This is a genomic window from Streptomyces scopuliridis RB72 (genome assembly GCF_000718095.1).
In the GTDB taxonomy this organism is placed as follows: domain Bacteria; phylum Actinomycetota; class Actinomycetes; order Streptomycetales; family Streptomycetaceae; genus Streptomyces; species Streptomyces scopuliridis.
The window spans coordinates 24648-50505 of record NZ_JOEI01000031.1 but is presented as its reverse complement, the minus strand read 5'-3'; the positions used below and the strand labels follow the sequence as shown (position 1 = coordinate 50505).

Genomic DNA, 25858 nt, shown 5'->3' with positions numbered 1-25858 from the left:
CGTGTCGCGCCCATTTCTCAGGGCTGCCAGCTCACCCGGTGCTCCGAGAGCCGCGCCAGGACCGAGTGGTTCGCCTCCCAGCCGTCCGGGAACTTCACCGTCACTCCCAGCCGCACCGGCTCCGTCGACGGGTGCTCGTCCAGCAGCTCCGCCACGCCCGCGCGGCACACCACGACACACGCGTGCCGGTGCCGGGACGCGAGGACGCACAGCCGGCCCGTCTCCAGATGGAACGCGGTGGCGTCCGGCCGGCCGGAGAGCGGGTGGAGCACCACCGTGACATCGAACTCACGGCCCTGGAGCCGGTTCGCGGTGTCCACGGCCACCCCGCTCACCCCCAGCTCCGCGAGGGCCGCGCGGACCGCCGCCGCCTGGTCGCGGTGGGCGGTGCCGACCGCGATCCGGTCGGCCGTCACCGGCACCGGACCGGGGGAGCGCTCGCTGGTGGCCGCGCCGCCGCGGTCCAGCATTCTGCGGACGACCAGCGCCACGGCCCGTACCGCCTCCGGGTCCGTACGGGGCGTACGCCGGGCGGGCAGCTCCAGCAGCCCCCAGCCGGACGCGGCCGCCTCGTCGAGCACCCGGTCGGGACCCGAGCCGTCGGAGGGGACTCCGAACGTGAGCCCGCGGTCGCCGTGGCCCGTACCGCTGCGGAACGGGGTGTACGGATAGAACGCGTCCGACACGAGCGGCGCCGCGGACGCGGGCAGCCGCCAGGAGACGGGCAGCCGGTGCTGGGGCAGCTCGGGGTTGTGCGCGAGGAGCGTGGAGACCGCGCTCGCGGACGGGTCGTACGACAGCCCCGCCCACTGGTCCGCGCCCACCACGCTGAACGGGTCCAGCTGGCCGGGGTCGCCGACGAACAGCGCGCGTTCGAAGAGCCCGGCGACGGCGAGCAGCGCGTCCGAACGCATCTGGTACGCCTCGTCCACGATGGCGTGCCGCCAGGGCTCGACGCCCTGCACATGCGCCCACTTCGCCGCTGTCGAGATCACGACATCGAGGCCCGCCAGATCCGCCGCCTTCGCGGACTTGCGGACGTTCGGCAGCGCGTCCAGGGCCTTGTCGTACGGGTCGGGGTCATTGCTGTGCAGCCGGCCGACCGGCAGCTCGGGGTCCTTCTCGGCGAGCCGTGCGACCAGGTCGTCCACCTGCGCGTTGGTCTGTGCGACGACCATCAAGGGCCGTCCGGCGGCGGCCAGTTCGCGGGCGGCCCGGACGACGAGCGTCGACTTGCCCGCGCCGGGCGGCGAGTCCACGACCACGCCGCGGTGGGTGCCGTGCAGCGTGTCGCGCAGGATCGCGTCGGTGGCACGCGCGGCGGCGGCGCCCGGATCGAAGGCGGCCCGGCCGGTGGCGGGGCCTGACGTGGCGGGGCTCGACGCGGTGGTGTCCGTCACAGGAAGTCCTCCTCGGTGACCGGGTCGGGAGCGTGAGCCTCGGCCCGGGCGTGGGGCGGGGTCGCGTCGTCCGCGCCCGGCGGCCCGCCGTGGGTCCACGGGGTCTCCTCCGGGTCCGGCAGTTTCGGGCCGCCGCGCTGGTCGTGCTCGAAGAGCGTCCAGGCGATCCGGTCGCCCTTCTCCGGCACGGAACCGGGAGCGGGCTCCTTGCCACGGCCCATACGGTCGGTCAGCCGCAGCACCAGCACACCGTCGGCATCGTTGTCGTCGGCGTCCTCGGCGGACGACCGTACGAACTCCGCCGACTGCGGCTTGCCGTCCAGCGAGCGGAACACCTTCGTACCCGCCTCCAGATGCGGCCGGTCGTCGGTGCGGACGGTGACCAGCGGGCGCGGGCTCGGCCGCTTGCTCTCGCTGTACGCCATCACCACCTCCGTCACCTCGCTCAGGAACGCCTCGCCCGACAGCCTGCGCCCCGCGAACACCAGCGGATCGTCCAGCGCCTCCTGGGCCTCAAGCTGCGCCTGCGCCGTCTCGCGCGAGGCGAGCTTCTGCGCCGCCGTCACCGCGTCGTCCAGCCGTGGCTGCGGCGGCTCCCCGGCGCGCACCCGGTCGCGATGGCCGGTGAACGACCAGCGGTCGCGCGTCCAGCGGTCGGCGACGCGCTCCCCCTCCGGCAGCGCGCGCAGCAGGTCGAGACCGTGCCACACCGCGTCCCACGTCGGCCGCATGACGCCCGCGAGCAGTTCGCGGATGTCCCGCTCCGCCGCGCTCAGCCGGGCCAGTTGCTCCTCCGCGCCGGGCCCGTCCTCGGCCGCCGCGAGCGCCTGGCGCGCCCGGTCGTACCCCTCGATGGCGGGCGCGAGCAGCCTGTTGTCGAACGCCGGGTCCGTGGCGGGCCCCGCCGGAGGGCAGCGCAGCTGTCCGCCGCGGTCCCGGTCCAGCTCGGCCCGGAGCGCCGCCTCGGCGCCCGAGACGCCCTCCGGCGGATCGATCCAGGCGAGCAGCGCGCCGAGATGCTGGTCCTCCAGGCTGGACTGCCCGGTCGCCCAGTGACGGTTCAGCAGATCGGTCGCCGCGAGCAGCAGCGAGGACCCCGGCACCCGCGCGCGCTCGCCGTAGTGCGTCAGCCAGCGGCCGAGCAACGGCACGCGCGGCGGCGCGGGATACGGCGTGTCCGGATCGTCCTCGGCCGTACGCCGGAACCGCATCGACCGCCCCAGCAGCCGTACGAAGTCGATGCCCGGCCGGCTGGGCACGATCAACTGTGGCGCGTCCACGCACAGTTCGACCTCGACCTTGACCCGCTTGCCGGTCTCCGGGTCCGTCTCATTGCGCTCGGCGGGCTCGATCACCTCGGCGTACGTGTCCAGATACGGCAGCACGGCCTCGGCCAGCTCGCCGAGGAACGCGAACCGCAGATCGCGGTCGCGCGGCTGCGCGACGGTCAGCAGCCGGGGCGCGTCCCGGTCCGTCCCGACCAGCGCGCCGAGCGGGGCCCCGGCCTCGCCCGCCGTGGTGAGCGGCACGAGCACCAGCGGCTCGTCCGAGATCCGGCGGTGCCGGACGGTGGCCAGCGGCCGGGCCCGTCCGCTCTCCACGGCCTCCAGCCGCGCGAGCGTACTGATCAGCGACATGTGACCGCCTCGTTCGCGGACCCGATCGCTGAAACCGCCGGCCCGGATCCGTCGACCGCGCCATCAGCCGGCGCACCGGAAGCCCCGGCCGCCGCCAGCGCCTCCGCCCGCAGCGCCGCCGCCCTGCGCAGCGCGCTGACCGTCGGGTCAGCCGGGTCGCCCGCCCCGCCGTGCGCCGCCGCCAGCACAGCGCCGACCGTGGTCAGACCGCCCAGCTCGCCCCGTACCCCACGGCCCAGCGTCTCCACCGCGCCCTCGGCGCGGGCCCGGTGGCGGCAGTGGAAGGCCAGTTCGCAGGCGGACAGGCACTCGGGCGCGTAGGCCGCCGCGACCGATTCGACCGCGGCCGTCAGCTCCTCGCCCGAGCAGTGGCCGAGGTCGAAGGTGGTGCCCTCGGGCAGCCCGGCCGCGATGTCCTCGATCCGGGTCAGCCTGGCGAGCTGACGGCGCGTCACCGACAGCTGCTTGCGTACGTCCACGACCGACGCGGCCGGCAGGTTGGAGAAGTCCTTGGGACAGACCAGCAGTACGCGGTCCGCCACCTCCGCGCCCGCCGTGTGCAGGGCGACCCGCTCCAGCGCCAGTACGTACACCGCGGCCTGCCGCGCCGCCGCGCCCACCTTCGCCGCGTCCGCCGAACCGTCGATCATCGGGAAGGACTTGATCTCCACGACCGTCCACCGGCCGTCCGGACGCACCACGACCGCGTCCGGCTCCAGATACGCGGGGGAGCCCGCTACCTCAAGGGCCAGCAGCGGATGGTCGAGCAGCGCCCAGGCCCGTGCCTCCGTGGCCTCGCGCAGGGCCAGCGCCGTACGGGCTGTACGCCCCTCGGGACCGGCCGCCGACAGATCGGGGACGAGCACCTCACCGGAGGCGGGCGGGGGTGACTGCCCGCTGAGCCGTTCGGACAGCAGCCGCATCAGCTCCGTACCGCCGTCGGCCTTGACCTTGGCCTCGAACGCGTTGCCGCGCATGAACGCGAACTGCGACTGGCCGTACGGGGCGGGCGAGCCGAGCGCCGACGCGAGCGCCGCCTTGTCGACCCCGGCTCCGTCCAGCAGGGCGCGCCGCCGGCAGCCGGGGTTGGCCGCGAGGGCGGCCAGCGCGCGGGCGTCGAGCGGATGCGGCGCGACGGCGGGGCCGCGCAGCTCAGCGAGCCGTCGCCGGAGTGTCGTCTGCGGAGGTGGTGCCGGAGGTGCTGGTGCGGGTCCGCTGCCCAGGGAATCGCTCACCCGCGGAAGTCTCGCATCCGCCGCTGACAATCGGGTCTTTACGGGGTGATGTACGGGACGACGTACGGGGCGACAAGGCGGCGGAAGGGTCCACGGGGGAGGCCGCGGCGGGTGACACGGCGGCCGGCGCCGGCGACCGCCCGAAGCGGTCCGTGGCCGCGACCCGTATGCGCTCGGCCGCCCGCAGCGCCGGCCGGGTCAGCAGCGCTCCGAGGCCCATCACCGCCGCGCCCGCGACCGCGTCCAGGAAGTAGTGGTTCGCGGTCCCCATCACCACCACGGTGATGAGCAGCGGATAGCCGGCGCCCACCCACCTCACCAGCGGCGTACGGCCGTGCCGCCACAGCAGCACCCCGCACCACAGGGCCCAGCCGACATGCAGGCTCGGCATCGCCGCGTACTGGTTGGTCATCCCGCCGAGACCGCGCGGCGCGCTCGCCTCGTCGCCCCACCAGCCGTACGCGCTGTACTGCGCCATGGTGTCGACGAAGCCGTGCCCGGCCGCCAGCAGCCGGGGCGGGCAGGTGGGCAGGAGGGTGAAGCCGGCCAGGCCGAGGACGGTGGAGAGCATCAGCCAGGTACGGGCGGCCCGGTAGCGGGCGGGGCGGCGGCGGAAGACCCAGACGAGAACGGCCGGGGTGACGAGGTAGTGCAGCGAGGCATAGGCGAAGTCGGCGGGTATGCCGAGGGCCGGGGTGCTGGTGAAGAGCCGGTTGAGCGGGTGCTCGGCGTTGAGGAGGAGCGCCTTTTCCACCCGGAGGATGGCAAGTCCGTGGTCGACGGCTGTCGACACATCGCCCCGTGCGAGCAGCCGGCCCAGTGAGTACGCCGTGTAGACCAGGACGAGCATCGTCAGCTCGGTCCACCAGCGGGGCCGGGGGCCAGGGCGTGTCGTCCCGGGGCTCTGCGGCGCGCTGGCGCTGTACGGCATTCGGACGGTCTCCATCGTCAATTCACGCAGCTGTCGGCCGACGTTCAACCGTACGGTGTAAGTGATTGAGCCCTTCGACCGGGTGTACCTCCGGAAGAATGTTCGACAACATCGCCCCCGACAGGGAGAGGGACGCGGCGATCTTCCGGGAGGTTGCCCCTGGAGGTCGCCCTTCGTTCAGGTGCGCGATGATGGAACAGCACCAGTTGTGAACCTCAGGGAGCACCTTCATGGCACCGCGCATCCTGCTCGCCCGGCACGGTCAGACGGCCTGGTCGCTGTCCGGCCAACACACGGGCAGGACGGACATCCCGCTGCTCGACGAGGGCCGGCGCGGCGCCAAGCTGCTGGGCGAACGCCTCCATCAGGCGCCCTGGTCGGGGCTGCCCGGCGTGGAGATACGCACCAGCCCGCTCGTACGCGCCGCCGAGACCTGCGCGCTGGCCGGCTTCGGCGACCGGGCCGAGGAGTGGGACGCGCTGATGGAGTTCGACTACGGCGCGTACGAGGGCATGACCCCGGCGCGGATAAAGGCGGATCGCCCCGACTGGTTCATCTGGCGTGACGGCGTCCCGGACGGCGAGACCCTGGAGCAGGTCTCCGCCCGCGCCGACGAGGTCGTCTCCTGGGCGCGCTCGGCGGACCGTGACGTCCTGGTCTTCGCCCACGGCCACATCCTGCGTGCGATCGGCGCGCGCTGGCTGGGCGAGGACATCTCGTTCGCGGCGCGCATCCGGCTCGACCCGACGTCGGTGTCGGTGCTGAGCTGGGCGTACGAGATGCCGGCGATCCAGGTCTGGAACGACACGGCGCATCTCACGCCCTGACTGCGGGCTCCGGGCTGCGGCTTCCGGTCCCGTCCGGTCCTGGTCCTTACGCCCGGATGTTCGTCGAGGCGTGGCGGTCCAGGAAGGCGCCCACCTCCGGCACCCGCCGCTGCGGCAGCAGGACCCGCGCCGTGGCCGCGAGTCTCGTATGGATACGGGACGACTGGACGACATCCAGCTGATCCAGCACCTGATTTCCGGCCGCCGCCGCCTCGTCCGGCGCGCCGGCCCGGGCCAGGTCCGTGGCCAGCTCCACCCGGTACAGCGCGAGATTGCGGGCGAAGTGCGGATCCTGGAGCGCCGTCGCGCGGTGGGCGTGCCGGGCCGCGCGCGACCAGTCGCCCAACGCCGCGTGACACAGCGCCTCCTGCGACTCCAGCTCGGGCTCGCCGAAGAAGGACATCCACTCGGGGTCGGCGTCCGAGGGGCCGCGGTCGAAGAGGCCATGGGCCCGGGACAGCGACTGCTCGCAGTTCGTACGGTCGCCCAGCTTGGCCCAGCCGGCCGCCTCGCGCAGGGCGAGCAGCGACAGCAGCCGCGGCGAGGACAGATGCCTGGCGGCGCGCCGGCCCGCCTGCGCGGTCCGTACCGCTTCCCGGTACCGGCCCGAATCCTTCGCCAGGAACGAGGTGTTGGCGAAGGCGTGCGCCTCCACCCCCGGATCGTTCACCATCCGCGCGGTCGCCAGCGCCTCCGCGTAGTGCGAGCGCGCGTCGTCGAAACGGCCGGAGTCATGGGCGAGCCAGCCCACCGAGATCGACAGCTCGCCGGCGCCCGCGTAGAGCCGGTCGGCGGTGGACTGGCGGGCGGGCGTGCCCGAGTCGAGCAGCGCGTACGCGGCGCGCAGCGGCTGGGCGGCCTGCCGGTAGATCCCGTCGGCGCCGTGCCGGTCGTCCAGCAGCCGGATCCGCCGGACGGCCGCCTCGACGGCGATCACCTCGGCGTCGCCGACCAGCCGCGGTGTCCGGCGCGGCGTGGGTACGGCCGCGACGGCCGTACCGCCGAGACCGAGGGAGGCGGCCACCACCGTGACAGGGCCGCTCGTCATGAACGCGCGACGCAGCACGTCGCTCTCCTCGCCGGTATCGCTGGTGTCGCTCCGGGTGTTGGCGGTGTCCACCCTGTCCGCGGTGGTCACCGAGGCCCGCGCCGCTCTGCCGCGTACGTGCTCGCGCGGAGAGAAGCCCAGGTCCTTCAGGGTCAGTCCGGGGAACATATGCAGGAAGACCCGTTCGTACGCGTAGTTGGGGCAGCGGATCTCGCCTGCCTCCACCCGTCCGATATAACGTGCGTCACAGGCGACTTGTTCACCGATCTCCCGCGCGGCCCTGCGTACGGCGGCGGCGAACTCCCCCGGCGAGCGCCGCGCGCGCAGCCGGCGGAAGGCGAGGTTGGGAACTGCCCGAGACGACGCCATGGCCGAGCCCTCTCCTGGTACAGCCGTTGGTGCCCGCGGGGCACCCGGAGCGTGCGGTGCGGTGTGGCGCGGTGTCCAACTCCGGTTGTTCCGAGGTTGTTCCGACGGGCAGAACGTACCGGCTGTGACGGTCTTGACACATAGAGTTTTCCCACAAAGCGGATTTCTCGCCCATGATCTGCCATGAACTGCCATCTTTTTCGACGGTGCGCCGCCGTAGCTGTTGACGCCGCCCCGCGTTGAACCGCGTGGGAGACGCTCAATGTGGAGGTCGGTATGGACACCAGTGGTGGCTCGCGGACGACTGCTCGGCGCGTGCCCGGCCAGGAGTGCGGCGCGCGTCCCGGGGACGACGCCGGGGAGCCCTGCGACCTGGTGACGGTGCCGGCCCGGCAGGGCCTCGAAGCGGTGGACATCCTGCGCCGGGGGGGCGCCACTCCCAAGGTGGGGCCGGTGCTCCACGACGGGCCCTGCGACACCCTCGGCTTTCTGGTCCCGCCGGGTACGGCCGCGGGCTGGGACATGCCGGGCAGCGCCTGCACGCAGACGAACGGCCGAGGTCTCCGTCTCCCCGCGGAACCCCCGGTCATCGGCTCGGACTGGCTGCTCCACCCCGACACGACGGGCCCGGTCACGGATCCGGCGCTGCTGAGGGAGGCGCTGGGCGAGGCGGCCCGGCTCCTTGAGGCCGCCGACCGATGTAGATAGCCGGAGTCGTTCCCTACGGGCACCCCACCCCACCCTCGCGGTGAACCAGACGCACTGGTCGCGCACGACCGCCGGCGAGTGAGCCGAAGGGCGCGCCGCTGTCGAAAGGGAGAGCGCGCGGAGGTTCCCGAGGTACGAGGGAATCGAGCACGGTCGACCGTCGACAGGGGCATAAGGCGCCCGGAGGCGAACCGAGCCCTCAGAATAGGTACGTGGCCAAGAACAAGCGCCGGGCCCCGTCCGCGACGGTCCTGGCCGAGGATGTCGACGGCGGGCGCGCCGAGCTGGTGCCCGACCGGGAGCGGGCGCGGGCCTGGTCGTTGCTGATCGACGGGGCTCCGCAGTCCCATGTCGACCTCGACGACCCCGCGTATCTCTCCTTCGCGTATCAGCGCAGGCTCGGCCATGTCGCGGATCTCGTCGCCCCCGCGGGCCGGCCGCTGCATGTCGTGCACCTCGGCGGCGGGGCCTTCACCCTCGCCCGGTACATCGCCGCCACGCGCCCCCGCTCCACCCAGCAGATCGTGGAAGTGGACGGCCCCCTCGTCCACTTCGTACGCGAGCGGCTTCCGCTGGACCCGAACGCCCGGATCCGCGTCCGCACCACCGATGCGCGGGCCGGGCTCGCGAAAGTGCCGGACGGCTGGGCGGATCTGGTGATCGCCGATGTGTTCGGTGGCGCCCGTACCCCCGCGCATCTGACCAGCGTCGAGTTCCTGGGCGACGTACGCCGGGTCCTGAAGCCCGACGGCCATTACGCGGCCAATCTGGCGGACGGCCCGCCGCTCGCGCATCTGCGCGGCCAGATCGCCACCGCCGCCACCGTCTTCGGGCGGCTCGCGCTCGCCGCCGATCCGGCGGTGTTCCGGGGGCGCCGCTTCGGGAACGCCGTACTGCTCGCCTCGGACCGTGAGCTGCCCGTCGCCGAGCTGACCCGCCGGGTCGCGAGCGATCCGCATCCGGGGCGGGTGGAACACGGCAGGGCGCTGGCCGACTTCACCGGCGGCGCGGCCGTGGTGACCGACGCGAGCGCCAAGGCCTCGCCGCCGCCCCCGGCCGACGCGTTCAAGTAGCCCGGCTCGTAAGGCCGAATCGCTCAGCGGTCGTCGAACTGCACCATCGGCGGATGGCCGTTCCAGGTGCAGAACACCGAGACCTCCCGGTGGTCCCGCGTGAACGTCACCCGGATCCACGCCGGTTGTGTCCACACCTGCATCTGCCAGCCGCTGTCGGGCGTGGCCGAGACCAGTTCGGCCGAGGCGGCGCCGATGTCGAAGACGACCCGGCCGCCGTCGACCGTATAGCTCTTCACCTCGCCGGAGGAGCCGGACGGTTCGGCCTCCGTGCCCGCGCCCCTGTCCGTGTGTCCGCCCGTGTCCTTCGTCTCCTTGGGCGGTGGAGGCGACGAGGGGCGCTCGCTGCGGCTCGGTGTCGCCGCGGGCGAGGAAGGCGGCTTCGCGGACGGGCTCGGGGGATGCCACGTGGACGAGGCGAGAGGGCTCGCGCCCGGCTCCGTCGCGCTGTCCACGGGCAGCGGGAGCGCGCGCGGCGGGTCGTACGCCGTCCCCGCCATGACCGAGTGGACGCCCCACCACGACAGCGTGACCGCCGCGCCCGTGGCGAGCGACCACGCCAGGGTGTGTACGAGTCCCATGCGCATCCGGACCATACTGCACCACCCGCACCACGGCTGTCCCGTGAGCGCCGGGAAGGGACACCGGCCACGGCCGACCCGGGCCGACCCGCGCCGACCGGCCCTCCCGTACGTCCCGGATGGCGTACGGTGCCGCCCATGCCCAGTGTGCTCGTGGTCGAGGACGACCAGTTCGTACGCTCCGCCCTCATCAGGCACTTGACCGAGGCCTCCCACACCGTGCGGAGCGTCGGCACGGCTCTGGAGGCGCTGCGCGAGGTGGCCCATTTCCGGTTCGACGTGGTCATTCTCGACCTCGGTCTGCCCGATCTGGACGGCGCGGAGGCGCTGAAGATGCTGCGCGGCATCACCGACGTACCGGTGATCATCGCCACCGCGCGGGACGACGAGGCGGAGATCGTACGGCTGCTCAACGACGGTGCCGACGACTACCTGACCAAGCCGTTCTCGGTCGAGCATCTGGCGGCCAGGATGGCGGCCGTGCTGCGCCGTTCGCGCGCCACCGCCGGCGAGGCCACGCCGCCGCGCGTCATCCGGGTCGGCGGGCTCTCCATCGATCCGCTGCGCCGCCAGGCCGAGTTGGACGGGGCCCGGCTGGATCTGACCCGGCGGGAGTTCGACCTGCTGACGTTTCTCGCCGGGCGCCCCGGGGTGGTCGTGGCGCGCAAGGAACTGCTCGCGGAGGTGTGGCAGCAGTCGTACGGCGACGACCAGACCATCGACGTCCATCTCTCCTGGCTGCGGCGGAAACTCGGCGAGACGGCGGCCAGGCCGCGCTATCTGCACACGCTGCGCGGAGTCGGGGTGAAGCTGGAGCCGCCCGTCCCTGAGGTGCCCGTATCCGAGCCACCTGTAAGGGAGTTGCCCCTCCCCGAGCCGCGCCCCGAGCCGCCCGTTCCAGGTACGCAGGCGACCGGGGCGCCCGTCGTGGAGCCGCCCGTATGAGATGGGCCCTGGTCAAGGTGGCCGTGGCCGTTACGGTCATGGTCGTCGTGGCCTTCGCCGTCCCGCTCGGACTGGTCATCAAGGAGATGGCCAGGGACCGCGCGTTCTCCAACGCCGAGCGGCAGGCCGCCGCCATCGCCCCCACCCTCTCCATCACCACCGACCGCGAGCCGCTGGAGCGGGCCATCGCCTCCACCAACGCCGGTGCCGACGGCCGGATGGCCGTGCATGTCCCGGCGGCTACGGGGCCGGAGACCGGCCGGCTGGACATCGGGCGCGGCCGGGCCGCCGAGAAGGATCTGCGGACCGTCCAGCGGATCCCGCGCGCGGCCATGGCCGAGGTCGCGGGCGGTTCCGTACTGCTCCAGCCGACGGCCCTCGGCTCCGGCCAGATCGCGGTCGTCGAGATCTACGTCCCCCAGAACGAGGTCTCCAAGGGCGTCACCACCGCCTGGCTGGTGCTCGCGGGCGTCGGGTTCGCGCTGATCGTCGGGTCCGTCGCCGTCGCTGACCGGCTCGGCGTACGGATGGTCGAGCCCGCCCAGCGGCTCGCCGGCGCCGCGCACGCGCTGGGCGAGGGAAAGCTCGGCGCGCGGGTCCCGGAGGAGGGCCCCGCCGAACTGCGGTCCGCCGCGGTCGCCTTCAACTCCATGGCCGACCAGGTCGTCGGGCTCCTCGCCAACGAGCGGGAACTCGCGGCCGATCTCTCGCACCGGCTGCGCACCCCGCTCACCGTACTGCGCCTCAACGCCGCGTCCCTGGGCGAGGGACCGGCCGCCGACCAGACCAGGGCCGCCGTCGCGCAGCTGGAGCGCGAGGTCGACACGATCATCCGTACCGCCCGTGAGGCCAAGCCGCAGACGGTGGCGGCGGGTCCGGCCGGCGGGTGCGACGTCTCGGAAGTCGTCAGGGAGCGGATGGACTTCTGGTCGGCGCTGGCGGAGGACGAGGGGCGTACGGCACGGGTCGCCGGCATCGGCCGTCCCGTACGTATCCCGGTCGTCCGCGCCGAACTGGCCGCCGCCCTCGACGCGTTGCTCGGCAATGTCTTCCGCCACACCCCGGAGGGCACGGCCTTCTCCGTCGATGTGCACAACGGGGAGGACGCCGTGATCGTCCTCGTCTCGGACGCGGGCTCCGGCATCGCCGACCCGAAGGCCGCCCTCGCCCGGGGCAACAGCGGCGGCCGGGAGGGCTCGACCGGGCTCGGCCTGGACATCGTGCGCAGGGTGGCCGAGTCGACGGGCGGTGACGTACGGATCGGACGCTCGGTGCTCGGCGGTACCGAGGTACGGATCTGGATCGGCCTCGACGGCTGGCGCCCCACGGACGGGCCGCGCCGGGGCCACCGGCTGAGGCGCCGCGGACGCCGCGCGAGTCCGGACCTTTAACGGCTTCCGATGCGCCCCTTAAGCGCGCCCTAAGAACAGCGGCGCCCGCCCGGAACGGGCTGTTCGTCCGGATCGGGGCGGCTAACGTGCAGACATCAGCATCCCCTCGACCGTCCCCCCTCGACTGGCCCCACCCCCGCCCCCGGGCCCCAGGACCGCGCGCCCCGGCCGGTACGTAACCCCCCACCCGGCCGGGGCGCGCACCCCCCGCTCAACAGGCGTCAGCCGATGGGCACCTCCGGCAGCACCCCCGTACCCGCCAGCCGGGCATACCAGCGCGCGCTCGACTTCGGTGTACGGCGCTGTGTCTCGTAGTCCACATGGACCGCGCCGAAGCGCTTGCCATAGCCGTACGACCACTCGAAGTTGTCCATCAGCGACCAGAGGAAGTAGCCGCGCACATCGGCCCCGTCGGCGATCGCGCGCTGTACCGCCGACAGATGGCCGTGCAGATAGCGGATCCGGTCCGGGTCGTGGACCGCGCCGTCGGCGTCCGGCTTGTCGGCGTACGCCGCGCCGTTCTCGGTGATCATCAGGGGCAGTCCGGGCGCCTCGCGCGTATAGCGCAGCAGCAGGTCGTACAGTCCGCTCGGATCCACCGACCAGCCCATCTCGGTCAGTTCGCCGGGCGGCTGGTGGAAGGCGACGGATTCGGCGCCCGGCCAGGGGGAGTGCTCGCTCGCGCCGTGGCCGTCCTGACGGCTCCGGCGGCCGGCGTCCTGGCCGTCGGCGGCGGAGACCACCGCAGGCTGGTAGTAGTTGATGCCCAGCGAGTCCAGCGGCTGCCGGCTGATGGCCTCGTCGCCGGCGCGGACGAACGCCCAGTCGGTCAGCCGCGCGGTGTCCGCGAGGAGGTCCTCGGGGTACGCGCCGGCCAGCATCGGGCCGGTGAAGACCCGGTTCGCCAGGGCGTCGATACGGCGTCGCGCGTCCAGGTCCTCGGGTGACCGCGTACGGGCCCTGACCGCCGCAGGGTTGAGGCTCACCGAGACCTGGTCGCGCGCCGGGAGCACGGAGCGCAGCGTCTGGACCGCGAGCCCGTGGCCGAGGTTGAGATGGTGGGCGGCGCGCAGGGCGGCCACCGGGTCCGTGCGGCCGGGGGCGTGCACACCGGATCCGTACCCCAGGAAGGCGCTGCACCAGGGCTCGTTGAGGGTCGTCCAGCGCGTCACCCGGTCGCCGAGCGCCTCGGCGACGGTCCGCGCGTACTCCGCGAAGCGGTACGCCGTCTCGCGCTCGGGCCAGCCGCCCGCGGCCTCCAGCTCCTGCGGCAGGTCCCAGTGGTAGAGCGTCAGAACGGGCTCGATGCCATGGGCGAGCAGATCGTCGACCAGACCGCGGTAGAAGTCGAGACCGCGCTGTATGGCCGGGCCGCGGCCGGTGGGCTGGACGCGCGGCCAGGAGACCGAGAAGCGGTACGCGTTCACGCCGAGGTCCGCCATCATCCGGACGTCCTCGGCCCTGCGGTGGAAGTGGTCGACGGCGATATCGCCGGTGTCTCCCTTCTCCACCTTGCCGGGGGTATGGCTGAAGGTGTCCCAGATGGAGGGCGTGCGGCCGTTCGCCCGTGCCGCGCCCTCGATCTGGTACGCGGCGGTGGCGGTGCCCCACAGGAACCCGGGCGGAAAGGTGTCGGACATGGTGCGGCTCCCGTTGACCGTAGGGATGGGGGGATGTGGTGGTACGAGTGGGGTGCAGGGGTGCAGGGGTGCAGGGGTGCAGGGGTGCAGGGGTGCAGGGGTGCTGTACGGGGGCTGCGGCCGTACGAGGACCGGCCGTACGAGGACCGGCCGTACGGGCCTTCAGCCCTTGACCGCGCCCTGCATGATGCCGCCGACGATATGTCTGCCGAAGATCACGAACGCGAGCAGCAGCGGCAGCGTGCCCAGCAGCGCTCCGGCCATGATCACCGACTGGTCGGGGATATAGCCGCGGCCGAGTCCGGTCAGCGCCACCTGCACGGTGGGGCTGCCGTTCTGGGTCAGCGCGATGATGGGCCAGAAGAAGTCGTTCCAGGCCATCACGAAGGTCAGTATCCCGAGCACGGCCATCGCGGGCCGTGCGGCCGGGAAGACCACATGCCACACCACCCGCCAGCTGCTCGCGCCGTCCACCCGGGCCGCCTCGATCAGCTCGGTGGGCAGCGCCCCGGTCAGATACTGCCGCATGAAGAACACACCGAACGCGCTGACCAGGGTGGGCAGGATGACGGACTGGAGCTGATCGGTCCAGGACAGCTCGGCGATCAGCATGTACAGCGGTACGACGCTGAGCTGCGGCGGCACCATCATCGTGCCGATCACCAGCAGCAGAAGCAGATTCTTGAACCGGAAGCGCAGCTTGGCGAAGGCGAAACCGGCGAGCGTGGAGAAGAGCACCGTACCCGCCGCGATCGCCCCGGCGACGATCGTCGTATTGAGCAGGGCCGTGCCCATATTGGCGTCGGTCCAGGCGATTTCGAGGTTCTTGAAGAGGTTTCCGCCGAACCAGAAGGGCGGTGGGGTCTGGGCGAGCCGGGTGTTGTTGCGGGAGGCCGCGACCGCCGTCCACACCAGGGGGAAGAGCGAGCCCGCGGTGAAGAGGATCAGTACGGCGTGGGTGATCCGCCCGCCGTGCAACTGGCGCCCCGCGCCCTTCCTGTTCCTGCCACTGATCACGTTCCGGGTCCGCTGCCCGCCGGTCTGTGAAGTCGTCGCCATCTCTCTCCCCTACGCGCTCTTGCGGAGACGGCGGGCGATGATCCAGTTCACCGCGCCGATGATCAGCAGGATCAGGAACATCGTCCAGGCGATCGCCGAGGCCCGGCCGAGATGCAGATTCACCCAGCCCTGCTCGTACAGATAGAGCCCGAGCGTCTGGAACTGGTGATCCGCCCCGCCCGTCGCGCCCGCGCCGCCGTTGAACAGCAGCGGCTCGCCGAAGAGCTGGGTCGCGCCGATCGTCGAGACCACGCACGTGAACAGGATCGTCGGCCGCAGCGAAGGGACGGTCACATGCAGGAACTGCTGCCACCGCGAGGCCCCGTCCAGCGCCGCCGACTCGTACAGATCGTCCGGGATGGCCTGCATCGCCGCCAGATAGATCAGCGCGTTGTAGCCGGTCCAGCGCCAGATGACGATCGTGGAGACCGCGAGCTGTGAGGTCCAGGCGCCGTTCTGCCAGTCGACCGGGTCGATGCCGGCCAGCCCCAGCACCCAGTTGATCATTCCGTAGTCGCGGCCGAAGAGGAGGACGAAGACGAGCGTCGCGGCGGCCACCGAGGTGGCGTACGGAGTGAGCACCGCGACCCGGAAGAACATCGAGCCGCGCAGCCGGTAGTTGAGCAGATGCGCGATGCCCAGCGCGATCAGCAGCTGCGGAACGGTCGAGAGAATCCCGATGGTGACGGTGTTCCTCAGCGCGTTCCAGAAGAAGTCGTCACTGATCAGCCGGGAGAAGTTCCGCAGCCCCACCCACTCCATGTCGGTGGGCGCGGTCAGCTCCACCCGGTGGAGCGAGGCCCAGCCGGTGTAGAGGAGCGGGAAGAGGCCGAAGGCCAGGAAGAAGACGAAGAACGGGGCGATGAAGGCGTACGGGCTCCACCGCACGTCGCGGCGGTACCAGCGGCTGCGCCGCTCCCGGCGCCGGTCGTCCCGTTCCTCGCCCCGCGGCGCCGGTCGCTCCCGCCCCCGCTGCCGCTTCTCCTGCCGTTCCCGAGGGCCGGCGGGCGCCGTGTCCCCGACCCCCGTCGTGTCCCCGACGCCCGCCTCCGGGACGGCGGTCGCGTCACTGCTGGCCATCGGTCACTGGTCCAGTGCGTTGTCGATCGCCTTGACGGCCGCGTTCCAGCCGTCCTTGGAGGACGTGCCCTTCTGGTCGACCTGGAGCATGCCGACATCGGCCAGGTTCTGCGCGATGATCAGGTCCTTCGGACCGACGATCTGGACCGGTACGCCCTGGGCGGCGGCGGAGAAGATCTCCCCGATCGGGGCGTTGCCGAAGTACTCGTGCTTCGCGCCGGACACGGCGGGCAGCGCGTACGCCGCCTGGGAGCTGGGGAAGCTGCCGCGCTTCGCGAAGAACGTGGCCTGCTGTTCGGGCGCGGTCAGCCAGGCGACGAGTTCGGCCGCCTCCTTCTTGTGCTTGCCCGCCTCGGGCACGACCAGGAAGGAGCCGCCCCAGTTGCTGGGCTTCGGCGCGGCGGCCACGTCCCACTTGCCCTTGCCCGCGGCGCCGGACTTGTCCTGGATGTAGCCGAGCATCCAGGCCGGGCAGGAGACGGTGGCGAAGCCGGCGTTCGCGTACCCCTGGTCCCAGGCCGGGGTGAACTGCTGGAGTTTGGCGGTCAGTCCCGCCCCGGCGAACTCCGCGGCGATGTCCCACGCGTTCCGTACGGCCGGGTTGGTCTTGTAGATGACCTTGCCGTCCTTGTCGTAGAACCGGTTCGCCTCGCTGCCGGTGATGGCGGCCATGACACCGCTCGCCGAGTCCACGAAGGCCGTTCCCTTGGGCGCCTTGGCCTTGAACTTCTTCCCCGCGTCCAGATACTTCCGCCAGTCGCCCGCCCAGAGCGCGCCGACCGACGCCCGGTCGGAGGGGAGCCCTGCCGCGGCGAAGAGGTCCTTGCGGTAGCAGATGCCCTCGGGCCCGATGTCGGTGCCGAGCCCTATGGTCCGGCCTGCCTCGTTGGTGGCCTGCGCCCACTTCCACGGCAGGAAGCTGTCCTGCCGTACGCCGTCGGTCTTGCCGAGGTCCACGAGCTTGTCCGCCTGGGTGGCGGTGACCTCGGCGATGTTGTTGACCTCGACCGCCTGGATGTCGGCGAGTCCGCTGCCGCTGCCGAGGTGGGTGAGCAGCTGGGGGTAGTAGTTCTCGTTGCGCTCGATGGATGTCTGTTTGATGACGACGTCGGGGTGGAGCTTCATGTACTGGTCGTAGAGCCCGGCCTCCTTCAGGCCGAAGGCCCCGAAGACCCCCACCGTGAGCGTGGTCTTCCCCTTGCCGCCGTCTCCGCCGCCGCTCGTGGCGCTGCCGGAGGGGCCTTCGCTGTCCTGGGCGCAGCCGGCCAGGACTCCCGCGCCGAGCGCGGCGACGGCCGCGAGGACCACCACCCGGGACGAGCGAGTACGTGTACGCATGACGTCCTCCTAGTGCACCGGCCTGCCGGCCCTCCGGGCCCTGTGGGCGGCCGTCCGGGCGTGGTCGGGCAGCGTGCGGGGCATGTATGGGTCGGGTACGGTGGGAGCGCTCCCATGTGTGATGGGTTGAAGCGTCGCGGGTCCCCGTAGGGGTGTCAAGGGACCGGGCTGGACTCGGGACGGATTCATTGGGGAGGCGGAGATGACAGCTCGCACGGCCCGTGAGGCACCTGAGCCCCGTACGGCACGTGCGGCTCGTACGGACCGGACGGCTGGTACGGACCGGACGGCTCCTGCGGCTCCTGCGGCCCGGTCGCGCGGCGGGAAGGCGCCCACGCTCGAAGAGGTGGCCGCGCATGCCGGGGTCGGGCGGGGCACGGTCTCCCGGGTGATCAACGGCTCGCCGCGGGTGAGCGCGCCGACGAGGGCCGCGGTGGAGGCGGCCATCGCCGAGCTGGGGTACGTACCGAACCGCGCGGCCCGCGCGCTCGCCGCCAACCGCGCCGACGCGATCGCCCTGGTGGTGCCCGAGCCGGAGGCGCGGTTCTTCGCCGAGCCGTACTTCTCGGACATCGTCAGCGGGGTGGGCGAGGCGCTCGCCGAGACCGGGATGCAGCTGCTGCTCACCTTCGCGGGCGGCGCGCGCGAGCGCCGCAGGCTGGCGCAGTACCTGGCCGCGCACCGGGTGGACGGGGTGCTGCTGGTCTCGGTCCGCGCGGACGATCCGCTGCCGGACCTGCTGGCCGGGACCGGCATCCCGACGGTCATCAGCGGACGCCGCTCGGCGGCCGAACCGCTGCCCTCGGTCGACTCCGACAACGCCGGTGGCGCGCGTACGGCCGTGGCGCATCTGCTCTCCCGGGGCCGCCGTACGATCGCGACGATCACCGGACGCCTGGAGGTCTACGGCGCGTCCTGCCGCCTGGACGGCTACCGCCGGGCCCTCGCCGAGGCCGGCCACGCTCCGGACGAGTCGCTGATCGCCGTGGCCGACTTCACGGAGGAGGGCGGCCGGCGCGCGATGCGCGAACTACTGGCCCGCCGCCCGGCCCTGGACGCGGTCTTCGCGGCCTCCGACGTCATGGCGGCCGGCGCCCGCCAAACCCTCCGCGCGGCGGGCCGGCGCATACCGGACGACGTGGCGCTGATCGGCTTCGACGACTCGGCGATAGCCCGCCACATGGACCCGCCCCTGACGAGCGTCCGCCAGCCGATAGAGGAGATGGGCCGGGCGATGGCCCGGCTGGTCCTGTCGGAGGCCGGGCCGACGCCGCCCGGGAAGCCGGAGCCCGGGGCAGGCCCGCAGCAGCTGGTACTGCCGACGGAACTGGTGGTGCGGGGCTCGTCCTGAGAAGGCGGTGGGCGCTCCGAGGGCAAAAACAGTCCCCGGTAGTGCTGCGCGTGTCCTGAAGCTTCAGTCGTCACTGCTGCCTCGGTATCGCGCCGGCTTGCCGGGGGCCTGAACCACATCCTGTCCAAGTCACTCCGCCGACCAGACGTCCTCACCGGCTTTGTGGCTCTTTCGGTTTTGTGGTCTATTTATCAGCTTGCATCAGATATAGGACGAGTCAATAGGATTTGGGTAAATTTTTCAGCAGGCGTGAGAGCGACCAGCCGCCGCGCCTTCTTCCTTCTTGGGCGGCCCGGGGTGGAACGCCTCCGCGCGCGTACTCGTCGCGCTCCTGGGCACGAAGAAGGCCCGGCCTGCTTTCGCAGGTCGGGCCTTGATCGACAAGGGTGAGTAACGGGACTTGAACCCGCGACATCCTGGACCACAACCAGGTGCTCTACCAGCTGAGCTATACCCACCAAGGGCCGGTCTTCGTTCCCTACCGGCCGAGAAAAAGTGTACAGGGTCCGCGAGGGTGCTCGCGCCCGGATTCCGGGGGCCGGGGCCGGGCCCGGCGGGGGTGGTTATTCCGCGGGGCGTACGTGCTTCGCGGCGATCTGCTTGGCCGTGTCCGAGTCCGGGCCCGGCTGGGGTACGAAGACCGCTTCGCGGTAGTAGCGCAGCTCCGCGATGGATTCGCGGATGTCCGCCAGCGCGCGGTGGTTGCCGCTCTTCTCCGGGCTGTTGAAGTAGGCCCGCGGGTACCAGCGGCGGGCCAGCTCCTTGATCGAGGAGACATCGACGATGCGGTAGTGGAGGTAGCCCTCCAGCGTCGGCATGTCGCGGAGCAGGAAGCCCCGGTCGGTGCCGACCGTGTTTCCGCACAGCGGGGCCTTGCCGGGCTCCTTCACATGCTCGCGTACGTACGCGAGGACCTGCTCCTCGGCGGCGGCGAGCGTGGTGCCGCCCGCCAGCTCGTCGAGGAGTCCCGAGGCGGTGTGCATCTGCCGCACCACCTCGGGCATGGTCTCCAGCGCCGCGTCCGGCGGGCGGATCACGATGTCCACCCCTTCGCCGAGCACGTTCAGCTCCGAGTCGGTGACCAGCGCGGCCACCTCGATGAGTGCGTCGTCCGTCAGCGAGAGCCCGGTCATCTCGCAGTCGATCCACACCATTCGATCGTTCATGCGCCTTACCCTACGGGGCGCTCCGCTGACCGGGCAGACTCGGACGGCCCGGACCTGTCGCGTACATGTCGGAGCCGGTCTTTCCGTGCTCCGCCACCGACGCCGACGCCGCCGCCTGGCCGGGCGTGCTGGCGGCTGCCGCCGCCCGCCTGGAGTGCGGGGACGCCTGGGCGGGGACGATCGACTCCATGACCCCGTGGGGCATGGACTCGCCCTGTGGCCGGCGGGCCCGGTAGGCGGACCGGTAGGCCGCCGGGGACGAGCCCAGCTGGCGCCGGAAGTGGCCGCGCAGCGCCACCGGGGAGCGGAAGCCGCAGCGGCCCGCGACCTCGTCGACCGAGTAGTCGGAGGTCTCCAGCAGCCGCTGCGCCTGCAGCACCCGCTGGGTGATCAGCCACTGCAGCGGCGCGCTCCCGGTGAGCGAGCGGAACCGCCGGTCGAACGTACGGCGGCTCATGTACGCGCGGGCCGCGAGCGTCTCCACGTCGAACTGCTCGTGCAGATGCTCCAGCGCCCAGGCCACGACCTCGGCGAGCGGGTCGGAGCCGATTTCCTCTGGTAAAGACCTGTCCAGATAGCGCTCCTGGCCGCCGCTGCGCCGTGGTGGTACGACCAGTCTGCGGGCGAGCGCCCCCGCCGCCTCCGCGCCGTGATCCGTCCGGACTATGTGCAGACACAGATCGATTCCGGCCGCTGTCCCCGCGGAGGTGAGCACATCTCCGTCATCGACGAACAGCTCTCTCGGATCCACATGGACGGACGGATAACGCTTGGCGAGCGTCGGTGCGTACATCCAGTGCGTGGTGGCCGGCCGGCCGTCCAGCAGACCGGCCGCGGCGAGCACGAACGCGCCGGTGCACAGACCGACGATTCGCGCGCCCTCTTCATGGGCACGGCGCAACGCGTCCAGTGCCTCCGGCGGTGGCGGTGATGTGATCGACCGCCAGGCCGGTACCACTACCGTGCCGGCCCTGCTGATCGCCTCCAGGCCGTACGGCGCGGTGAGTTCGAGGCCGCCGGTGGTGCGCAGCGGCCCGTCCTCCCCGCCGCAGACGAGCAGGCGATAGCGGGGAACCCCGGCGTCCTGGCGGTCGATTCCGAACACGGAGAGCGGGATGGAGCTCTCGAAGATGGGGCCACCGCTGAAGAGCAGCACAGCGACGACTTCCCGGCGACGTCGCCCGGAAAGTTTGCGTGCTGACTCCGGTGCGGCAGTGGAGTCCTGGCTCATGGTGCTAAGCCCCCCTCGGTGTTCGCGTCTCCCCGTTCTTGTCGGGCCTCTCGCTCCTGCACGATTCCCCTCGGTTTTGCACGGGTCCCCAGCCTTCGATACTCATGATCGAATCTACTGTGTTCCGTGGTGCCGGCGTGACAAGTTCTCCAACCGGCGCTATGTCGACAAGGCAACTTGGCGCGAAGCATTCGATCACGAAGCGTTCCACTCGGAAGCCGAGAGTGGAAGTGGGCGTCGCATGCATGGCCCGTCCCCGTAGGGTGCCCAGGACCGCTGCGGTCCTTTCTTCCCTGGTGGCAAGGGGGTTGGCAGGCCATTTCACCAAGGGGTCTACTCAAGCGCGAAGTTGGCTGAAAAGCGATGGGTGCGTCGGTGTGACGCACTCAGTCTCCCGGCGCACGCCTTTCGCGCACGCGCGAGCCCCGGCGCGCCCCTTGGTGGCTCGGGGAGTGACGGCTTCCGGACGTTGCGTACGTTACGTACGTCCTGGCCTCCTCCGCACGCTGTCCGGGCGCTGCCGGGCGGCGGCGCGCTCGGACCCGCGCGGTAGCGGCCGGCGGAGCGCGGTCACCGCGACGAGACCGGCCGCGGCCGCCGCCGTGCCGCCGAAGGACGCGCGGTACACCGCGAGGACCACCGGGACCAGCGGACAGCTGAAAGCCACCCGGCCGGCCACGTCGTCCGCCGGGTCCGCGGCGGGCCGCGTGGCGGGCGCGACGGGGACCGGCGGGGGCCGGTGCGGCTCCGCTCGGTGCGCCCCATGATGCGCCCCGGGGTGCGCTCCGTGGCGCGCGGGCCCCGCGGAGACAGCCGGGGCCTGAGCGGTGGGTGGTGCGGGCACAGGGGCTCCCTGGGGCCGGGGACATGGCCGATGGCCAACGAGGAGCGGAGTCGTCCGGTCACTCCGGGTCCGCACGGGGACAGCTGTAGAGACCATCCGGCATTGCCATCCGGGACGCCCTCGTGCATGCTCCCTGGAACGCCGCGTGTGGGGCGCCGGGCTCTGGGCATGAGAGGAGTGCCGCCGTACCCTTTGGGGTATGGGCTTGGGAAGATGATTCCCGGACACAGCTCCCCCTGTCACGCCACTTGTTGATCCTTCTCAAGAGGACTTCCTTCGCCGAGACACCCATGGCCGGTCACGAAATCCCAGAACCCGCAGACCGCGAGCAGGTAGCCGACCCACTGTCGGACCTGCAAGCGGCGGAACAGACGCGCGCTTCCTGCGATCCCGCCTTCCGGCACGGAGTCGTTGTCGGCTTCGACGGCTCGATGTCGAGTGAGCGGGCCCTCGCGTATGCCATCGGCATGGCCAGACGGCTGGGCTCGGGCCTGATCATCGTCCATGTCGCCAACCGGCTGCCCACCACGGTCTGGGCGGGCTGTGAGCCCCCTGTCTTCGTGGATGTGCCCGATCACCGCACGGAAGTGCTCGGCCTCGAACTGGCCTGTGCGGACTATCTCGCCGAGGTGCCGTGGATCCTGGTCGAGCGCGGCGGCGACATCTGCCATGAACTCGAAGAGGTCGGCCAGGAGTACTCCGCCGACGCGATCGTCGTCGGATCCACGCACGGCATCGTCGGGCGGATCTTCGGCTCGGTGGCGGGGCGGCTGGCGCGGCGCGCGCAGCGGCCCGTCGTGGTGATTCCGTAACTCCCAGGCCGTGTTCGAGAAGTAGCGCCGCTGTCTCGGCGCTACCGTCTCCACTCGCAAATTCCTCCTGCGCGCGACCCTCCTTGTGCATCAGCCGCTTTGGTGTCAACTCCGCGCTGACGGGGTGTCAACTCCCTTGCCCGCACTGTGAATCTACTCACAGGTAGAGGTGGATTGCGTGCTTGTGAAGGGTACATATCGGCCGCTGGGACACAGCACCACGCACATCGTGAAGGGAGCCCGCCGTGGACAACGCCGTCTCTGCGGGAAGCGCTACTTCAACCTGGGTCCTGGGCCATCTCGCCCTGGGCCTCACCCTGCTCGCCTTCGGAATCGGACACGCCGGCGTCGTCGACGGAGTGACGGCGGTCGCCGCCGTCTCGCTCGCGCTCTATGTCGGCGGCATCGCCCTCTTCCTCGCCGGACTGCTCGAATTCCGGGCGGGTGACTCATTCACCGGTACGGCCTTCGCGGGCCTCGGCGCGTTCTGGTTCACCTGGGGGACCGGAGTCGGCCATCAGGTCTCCGCGGACGCCGCCGGGCTGTTCCTCGTCCTGTGGGCGCTCCTGGCGTTTAGCCTGGCCGTCGGCGGCGCGGGCGCGGGGCCGCTGGTACAAAGCGCGTACGGACTGTTCTGTGTCGGGCTGCTGCTGCTCGCCGTGGGCCAGTTCGCCGACAGTACGGGCCTCACCAAGGTCGGTGGCTGGTTCGCCGTCGTGGCGGGCCTCGCCTCCTGGTACGCGGCGACGGCCGCGCTCGCCAAGTGGCCGACCGCCCTGCCGCGCCGTCGTGCTGCCGGCCGAGGAGTGACGGCCACCGGCTGAGGCAGCCGCGGGCCCGCGCCAAGGGCAAGGGCCTGTCCGGCTGATCCATGAAGATCCGCCGGACAGGCCCTGGCGCCGGCCCCTTCGGGGAGCGCCCCCAGCGCGATGGGTGGCACGCGCTGGGGGCGCTCTCGCCGTACGGCGCCTCGTGTCGTACCGGCCACGCGAGTGGGGGCGAGCCGCTACTCGACCGTCACGGACTTCGCGAGGTTACGGGGCTTGTCGATGTCCCGGCCCAGCGCCAGCGCCGTGTGGTAGGCGAGCAGCTGGAGCGGGATGCCCAGCAGGATCGGGTCCAGCTCCGTCTCGTTCTTCGGCACGACGATGGTGTGGTCGGCCTTCTCCTGCGGCTGGTGCGCCACCGCCAGGATCGGGCCGCTGCGGGCCTTGATCTCCTCCAGCGCCGCCCGGTTCTTCTCCAGCAGATCGTCGTCGGGGACGATCGCGACCGTCGGCAGCGCCGGCTCGATCAGGGCGAGCGGGCCGTGCTTCAGCTCCGAGGCCGGATACGCCTCGGCGTGGATGTAGGAGATCTCCTTCAGCTTCAGCGATGCCTCCAGCGCCACCGGATAGCCCCGCACCCTGCCGATGAACATCATGGAGCTGACCTGCGCGTACTGCGCCGCCAGCTTGGCGATGTCGTCCTCCGTCGCCAGGATCTCGGCGATCTGGGCGGGCAGCCTGCGCAGCCCGTCGATGATCCGCTTGCCGTCCGCGACCGACAGATCACGGATCCGGCCCAGATGCAGCGCGAGCAGGGCGAACGAGACCACGGTGTTGGTGAAGCACTTGGTGGAGACGACACAGACCTCCGGCCCCGCGTGCACGTACACGCCGCCGTCGGTCTCCCGGGCGATCGCCGAGCCGACGACATTCACCACGCCCAGTACGCGCGCGCCCTTGCGCTTCAGCTCCTGCACCGCGGCAAGCACGTCGTACGTCTCGCCCGACTGGGACACCGCGACATACAGGGTGTCGGGGTCCACGACCGGATTGCGGTAGCGGAACTCGGAGGCGGGCTCGGCGTCCGCCGGGATCCGGGCCAGCTCCTCGATCAGCTGCGCGCCGATCAGCCCGGCGTGGTACGAGGTGCCACAGCCGAGGATCTTGATCCGGCGCACCCCGCGCGCCTCCCGCGCGTCCAGGTTGAGGCCGCCCAGATGCACGGTGGAGAACCGGTCGTCGATCCGGCCGCGCAGCACCCGGTCCACGGAGTCGACCTGCTCCGAGATCTCCTTGTGCATATAGGTGTCGTGGCCGCCCATGTCGTACGACTCGGCCTCCCACTCCACGGTGGTCGGCGTCGCCGAGGTGCGCGAGCCCTCGGTGGTGTACGTACGGAAGTCGTCGGCCTTGAGGGTGGCCATCTCGCCGTCGTCCAGCGTCACGACCTGGCGGGTGTGCGAGACCAGCGCGGCCACGTCGGAGGCGACGAACATCTCCTTCTCGCCGATGCCCAGGACGACCGGCGAGCCATTGCGGGCGACGACGATACGGTCCGCGAAATCGGCGTGCAGGACGGCGATGCCGTACGTGCCCTCGATCAGCTGGAGCGCCTGGCGGACCTTCTCCTCCAGGGTCGCGGCCTGGGAGCGGGCGATGAGATGGGTGACCACCTCGGTGTCGGTCTCCGACCGGAACACCACACCGTCGGCCTCCAGCTTGACCCGAAGCTCCGAGGCGTTGTCGATGATGCCGTTGTGGACGAGGGCGACCTTGCCCTCCGGGTCCATGTGCGGGTGCGCGTTCTCGTCGCTCGGGGCGCCATGGGTGGCCCAGCGGGTGTGCGCGATCCCGGTGGTGCCGGAGAAGCGCTTGGGTACGCGGGCCTCCAGCTCGCGGACCCGGCCCTTGGCCTTGACCATCTTCAGCGCGGCCGGCTTGCCCGCGGCGGGCTTGCCGGTGATGACCAGCCCGGCCGAGTCGTACCCCCGGTACTCCAGCCGCTGCAAGCCCTCCAGCAGCAGCGGTGCCACATCACGCTTTCCGATGTATCCGACGATTCCGCACATACAGTCTCTGTCCCTCCTGAATCACGGTGTCCTGAGTTACGGGTGCTCCGCACGATCAGCACGGTCAGCCGTAGACGATGCGGCGCAGCTGCCGCAGCGAGAGCGCCGGGGGCGCCACCGCGCGGTGCGGCAGCTCGGCCGCGATCCGCTCGAAGATCTCCGCGTTCGTGGACCCACCGGACTGCATCTCCCGGTGGCGGCGGCGGACGAACTCCTCGGTCGTCTCGTCGAAGTACGCCAGCACGTCGAGCACCACACGGGCGGCCTCACCGCGCTGGAGCGCGGTGCTGCGGACCAGATGGTCGATGAGGTCGTCGTACGACGGGCGGCGTTCGAGCACTTGTTGATATTGCGGG

At 71.7% G+C, this 25858-nt stretch carries 23 protein-coding genes and 1 tRNA gene; 8 read left to right on the top strand and 16 right to left on the bottom strand.

What is annotated here, in order from left to right:
• Positions 1-17: 17 nt before the first annotated feature.
• The 4 genes from IF11_RS0130555 to IF11_RS0130540 are packed head-to-tail and all read right to left on the bottom strand — an operon-like array spanning position 18 to position 5203.
• On the bottom strand, positions 18-1400 hold the full coding sequence (locus IF11_RS0130555) for an AAA domain-containing protein (RefSeq protein WP_030355018.1): 1383 nt from the start codon (positions 1398-1400) through the stop codon (positions 18-20).
• A complete protein-coding gene (locus IF11_RS0130550) occupies positions 1397-3037 on the bottom strand; it encodes a hypothetical protein (protein ID WP_030355017.1) in 1641 nt (546 codons plus the stop codon). The genes IF11_RS0130555 and IF11_RS0130550 overlap by 4 nt, the downstream gene beginning before the upstream one ends.
• Entirely contained in the window at positions 3028-4272 is a 1245-nt protein-coding gene (locus IF11_RS0130545; protein WP_030355016.1) for a hypothetical protein, read from the bottom strand. Before IF11_RS0130545 ends, IF11_RS0130550 begins: the two co-directional genes overlap by 10 nt.
• Positions 4190-5203, bottom strand: a complete 1014-nt coding sequence (locus IF11_RS0130540; protein WP_030355015.1) for a phosphatase PAP2 family protein — start codon at positions 5201-5203, stop codon at positions 4190-4192. The genes IF11_RS0130545 and IF11_RS0130540 overlap by 83 nt, the downstream gene beginning before the upstream one ends.
• A 230-nt stretch (positions 5204-5433) precedes the next feature.
• Between IF11_RS0130540 and IF11_RS0130530 the strand changes: the two genes are divergently transcribed.
• A complete protein-coding gene (locus tag IF11_RS0130530; protein WP_030355014.1) occupies positions 5434-6030 on the top strand; it encodes a histidine phosphatase family protein in 597 nt (198 codons plus the stop codon).
• A gap of 46 nt (positions 6031-6076) precedes the next feature.
• On the opposite strand, the gene IF11_RS0130525 is transcribed toward IF11_RS0130530, so the two are convergent.
• On the bottom strand, positions 6077-7447 hold the full coding sequence (locus IF11_RS0130525) for an NsdA family TPR-like regulatory protein (protein WP_030355013.1): 1371 nt from the start codon (positions 7445-7447) through the stop codon (positions 6077-6079).
• A 276-nt stretch (positions 7448-7723) separates the two neighbouring features.
• Between IF11_RS0130525 and IF11_RS0130520 the strand changes: the two genes are divergently transcribed.
• On the top strand, positions 7724-8155 hold the full coding sequence (locus IF11_RS0130520) for a hypothetical protein (protein ID WP_030355012.1): 432 nt from the start codon (positions 7724-7726) through the stop codon (positions 8153-8155).
• 212 nt (positions 8156-8367) lie between these two features.
• Positions 8368-9228: a spermidine synthase gene (locus IF11_RS0130515; RefSeq protein WP_030355011.1), complete on the top strand. Its 861-nt coding sequence runs from the start codon at positions 8368-8370 to the stop codon at positions 9226-9228.
• Between the two features lie 23 nt (positions 9229-9251).
• Here the strand turns inward: IF11_RS0130515 and IF11_RS0130510 are convergent, their stop codons facing one another.
• Positions 9252-9815, bottom strand: coding sequence for a hypothetical protein (locus IF11_RS0130510; protein ID WP_037729028.1), 564 nt, complete (start codon positions 9813-9815; stop codon positions 9252-9254).
• Between the two features lie 132 nt (positions 9816-9947).
• Between IF11_RS0130510 and IF11_RS0130505 the strand changes: the two genes are divergently transcribed.
• The gene (locus IF11_RS0130505; RefSeq protein WP_240627899.1) at positions 9948-10754 is read left to right on the top strand and encodes a response regulator transcription factor; all 807 of its coding nucleotides are present in this window, start codon (positions 9948-9950) and stop codon (positions 10752-10754) included.
• Complete coding sequence (locus IF11_RS0130500) at positions 10751-12145, top strand: sensor histidine kinase (RefSeq protein WP_030355008.1); 1395 nt, start codon at positions 10751-10753, stop codon at positions 12143-12145. Before IF11_RS0130505 ends, IF11_RS0130500 begins: the two co-directional genes overlap by 4 nt.
• Before the next feature lie 221 nt (positions 12146-12366).
• Here IF11_RS0130500 and IF11_RS0130495 read toward each other — a convergent pair whose 3' ends face one another.
• The 4 genes from IF11_RS0130495 to IF11_RS0130480 form a co-directional block, all read right to left on the bottom strand.
• Positions 12367-13785 carry a GH1 family beta-glucosidase gene (locus tag IF11_RS0130495; RefSeq protein ID WP_030355007.1) on the bottom strand — a complete coding sequence of 473 codons (1419 nt, stop codon included), beginning with the start codon at positions 13783-13785 and terminating at the stop codon, positions 12367-12369.
• Positions 13786-13947: 162 nt separating this feature from the next.
• Entirely contained in the window at positions 13948-14844 is an 897-nt protein-coding gene (locus IF11_RS0130490) for a carbohydrate ABC transporter permease (protein ID WP_030355006.1), read from the bottom strand.
• A 9-nt stretch (positions 14845-14853) separates the two neighbouring features.
• A complete protein-coding gene (locus tag IF11_RS0130485) occupies positions 14854-15924 on the bottom strand; it encodes a carbohydrate ABC transporter permease (RefSeq protein ID WP_078491005.1) in 1071 nt (356 codons plus the stop codon).
• 3 nt (positions 15925-15927) lie between these two features.
• A complete protein-coding gene (locus tag IF11_RS0130480) occupies positions 15928-17262 on the bottom strand; it encodes an ABC transporter substrate-binding protein (RefSeq protein WP_030355004.1) in 1335 nt (444 codons plus the stop codon).
• Positions 17263-17464: 202 nt separating this feature from the next.
• On the opposite strand from IF11_RS0130480, the gene IF11_RS0130475 reads away from it, so the two are divergent.
• Positions 17465-18613, top strand: coding sequence for a LacI family DNA-binding transcriptional regulator (locus tag IF11_RS0130475; RefSeq protein ID WP_078491004.1), 1149 nt, complete (start codon positions 17465-17467; stop codon positions 18611-18613).
• Positions 18614-18998: 385 nt separating this feature from the next.
• On the opposite strand, the gene IF11_RS0130470 is transcribed toward IF11_RS0130475, so the two are convergent.
• The 4 genes from IF11_RS0130470 to IF11_RS41695 all read right to left on the bottom strand — a co-directional run bounded on the left by IF11_RS0130470 (position 18999) and on the right by IF11_RS41695 (position 21854).
• Positions 18999-19071, bottom strand: a tRNA-His gene (locus IF11_RS0130470).
• 105 nt (positions 19072-19176) lie between these two features.
• A complete protein-coding gene (orn, locus tag IF11_RS0130465) occupies positions 19177-19779 on the bottom strand; it encodes an oligoribonuclease (protein WP_037729002.1) in 603 nt (200 codons plus the stop codon).
• A gap of 10 nt (positions 19780-19789) precedes the next feature.
• Positions 19790-21010, bottom strand: a complete 1221-nt coding sequence (locus IF11_RS0130460) for a GlxA family transcriptional regulator (RefSeq protein ID WP_030355001.1) — start codon at positions 21008-21010, stop codon at positions 19790-19792.
• A gap of 478 nt (positions 21011-21488) precedes the next feature.
• Positions 21489-21854, bottom strand: a complete 366-nt coding sequence (locus IF11_RS41695) for a hypothetical protein (RefSeq protein WP_211266766.1) — start codon at positions 21852-21854, stop codon at positions 21489-21491.
• Positions 21855-22144: 290 nt separating this feature from the next.
• On the opposite strand from IF11_RS41695, the gene IF11_RS0130450 reads away from it, so the two are divergent.
• Positions 22145-22666 carry a universal stress protein gene (locus tag IF11_RS0130450; protein ID WP_030354999.1) on the top strand — a complete coding sequence of 174 codons (522 nt, stop codon included), beginning with the start codon at positions 22145-22147 and terminating at the stop codon, positions 22664-22666.
• 245 nt (positions 22667-22911) lie between these two features.
• Positions 22912-23490 carry an acetate uptake transporter gene (locus tag IF11_RS0130445; protein ID WP_030354998.1) on the top strand — a complete coding sequence of 193 codons (579 nt, stop codon included), beginning with the start codon at positions 22912-22914 and terminating at the stop codon, positions 23488-23490.
• Positions 23491-23672: 182 nt separating this feature from the next.
• Here IF11_RS0130445 and glmS read toward each other — a convergent pair whose 3' ends face one another.
• Both glmS and IF11_RS0130435 read right to left on the bottom strand, forming a co-directional pair.
• Positions 23673-25502, bottom strand: a complete 1830-nt coding sequence (gene glmS, locus IF11_RS0130440; protein ID WP_030354997.1) for a glutamine--fructose-6-phosphate transaminase (isomerizing) — start codon at positions 25500-25502, stop codon at positions 23673-23675.
• 64 nt (positions 25503-25566) lie between these two features.
• Positions 25567-25842 (bottom strand): hypothetical protein, encoded by a 276-nt coding sequence (locus IF11_RS0130435; protein WP_030354996.1) that lies wholly within the window; start codon positions 25840-25842, stop codon positions 25567-25569.
• Positions 25843-25858: the final 16 nt, after the last annotated feature.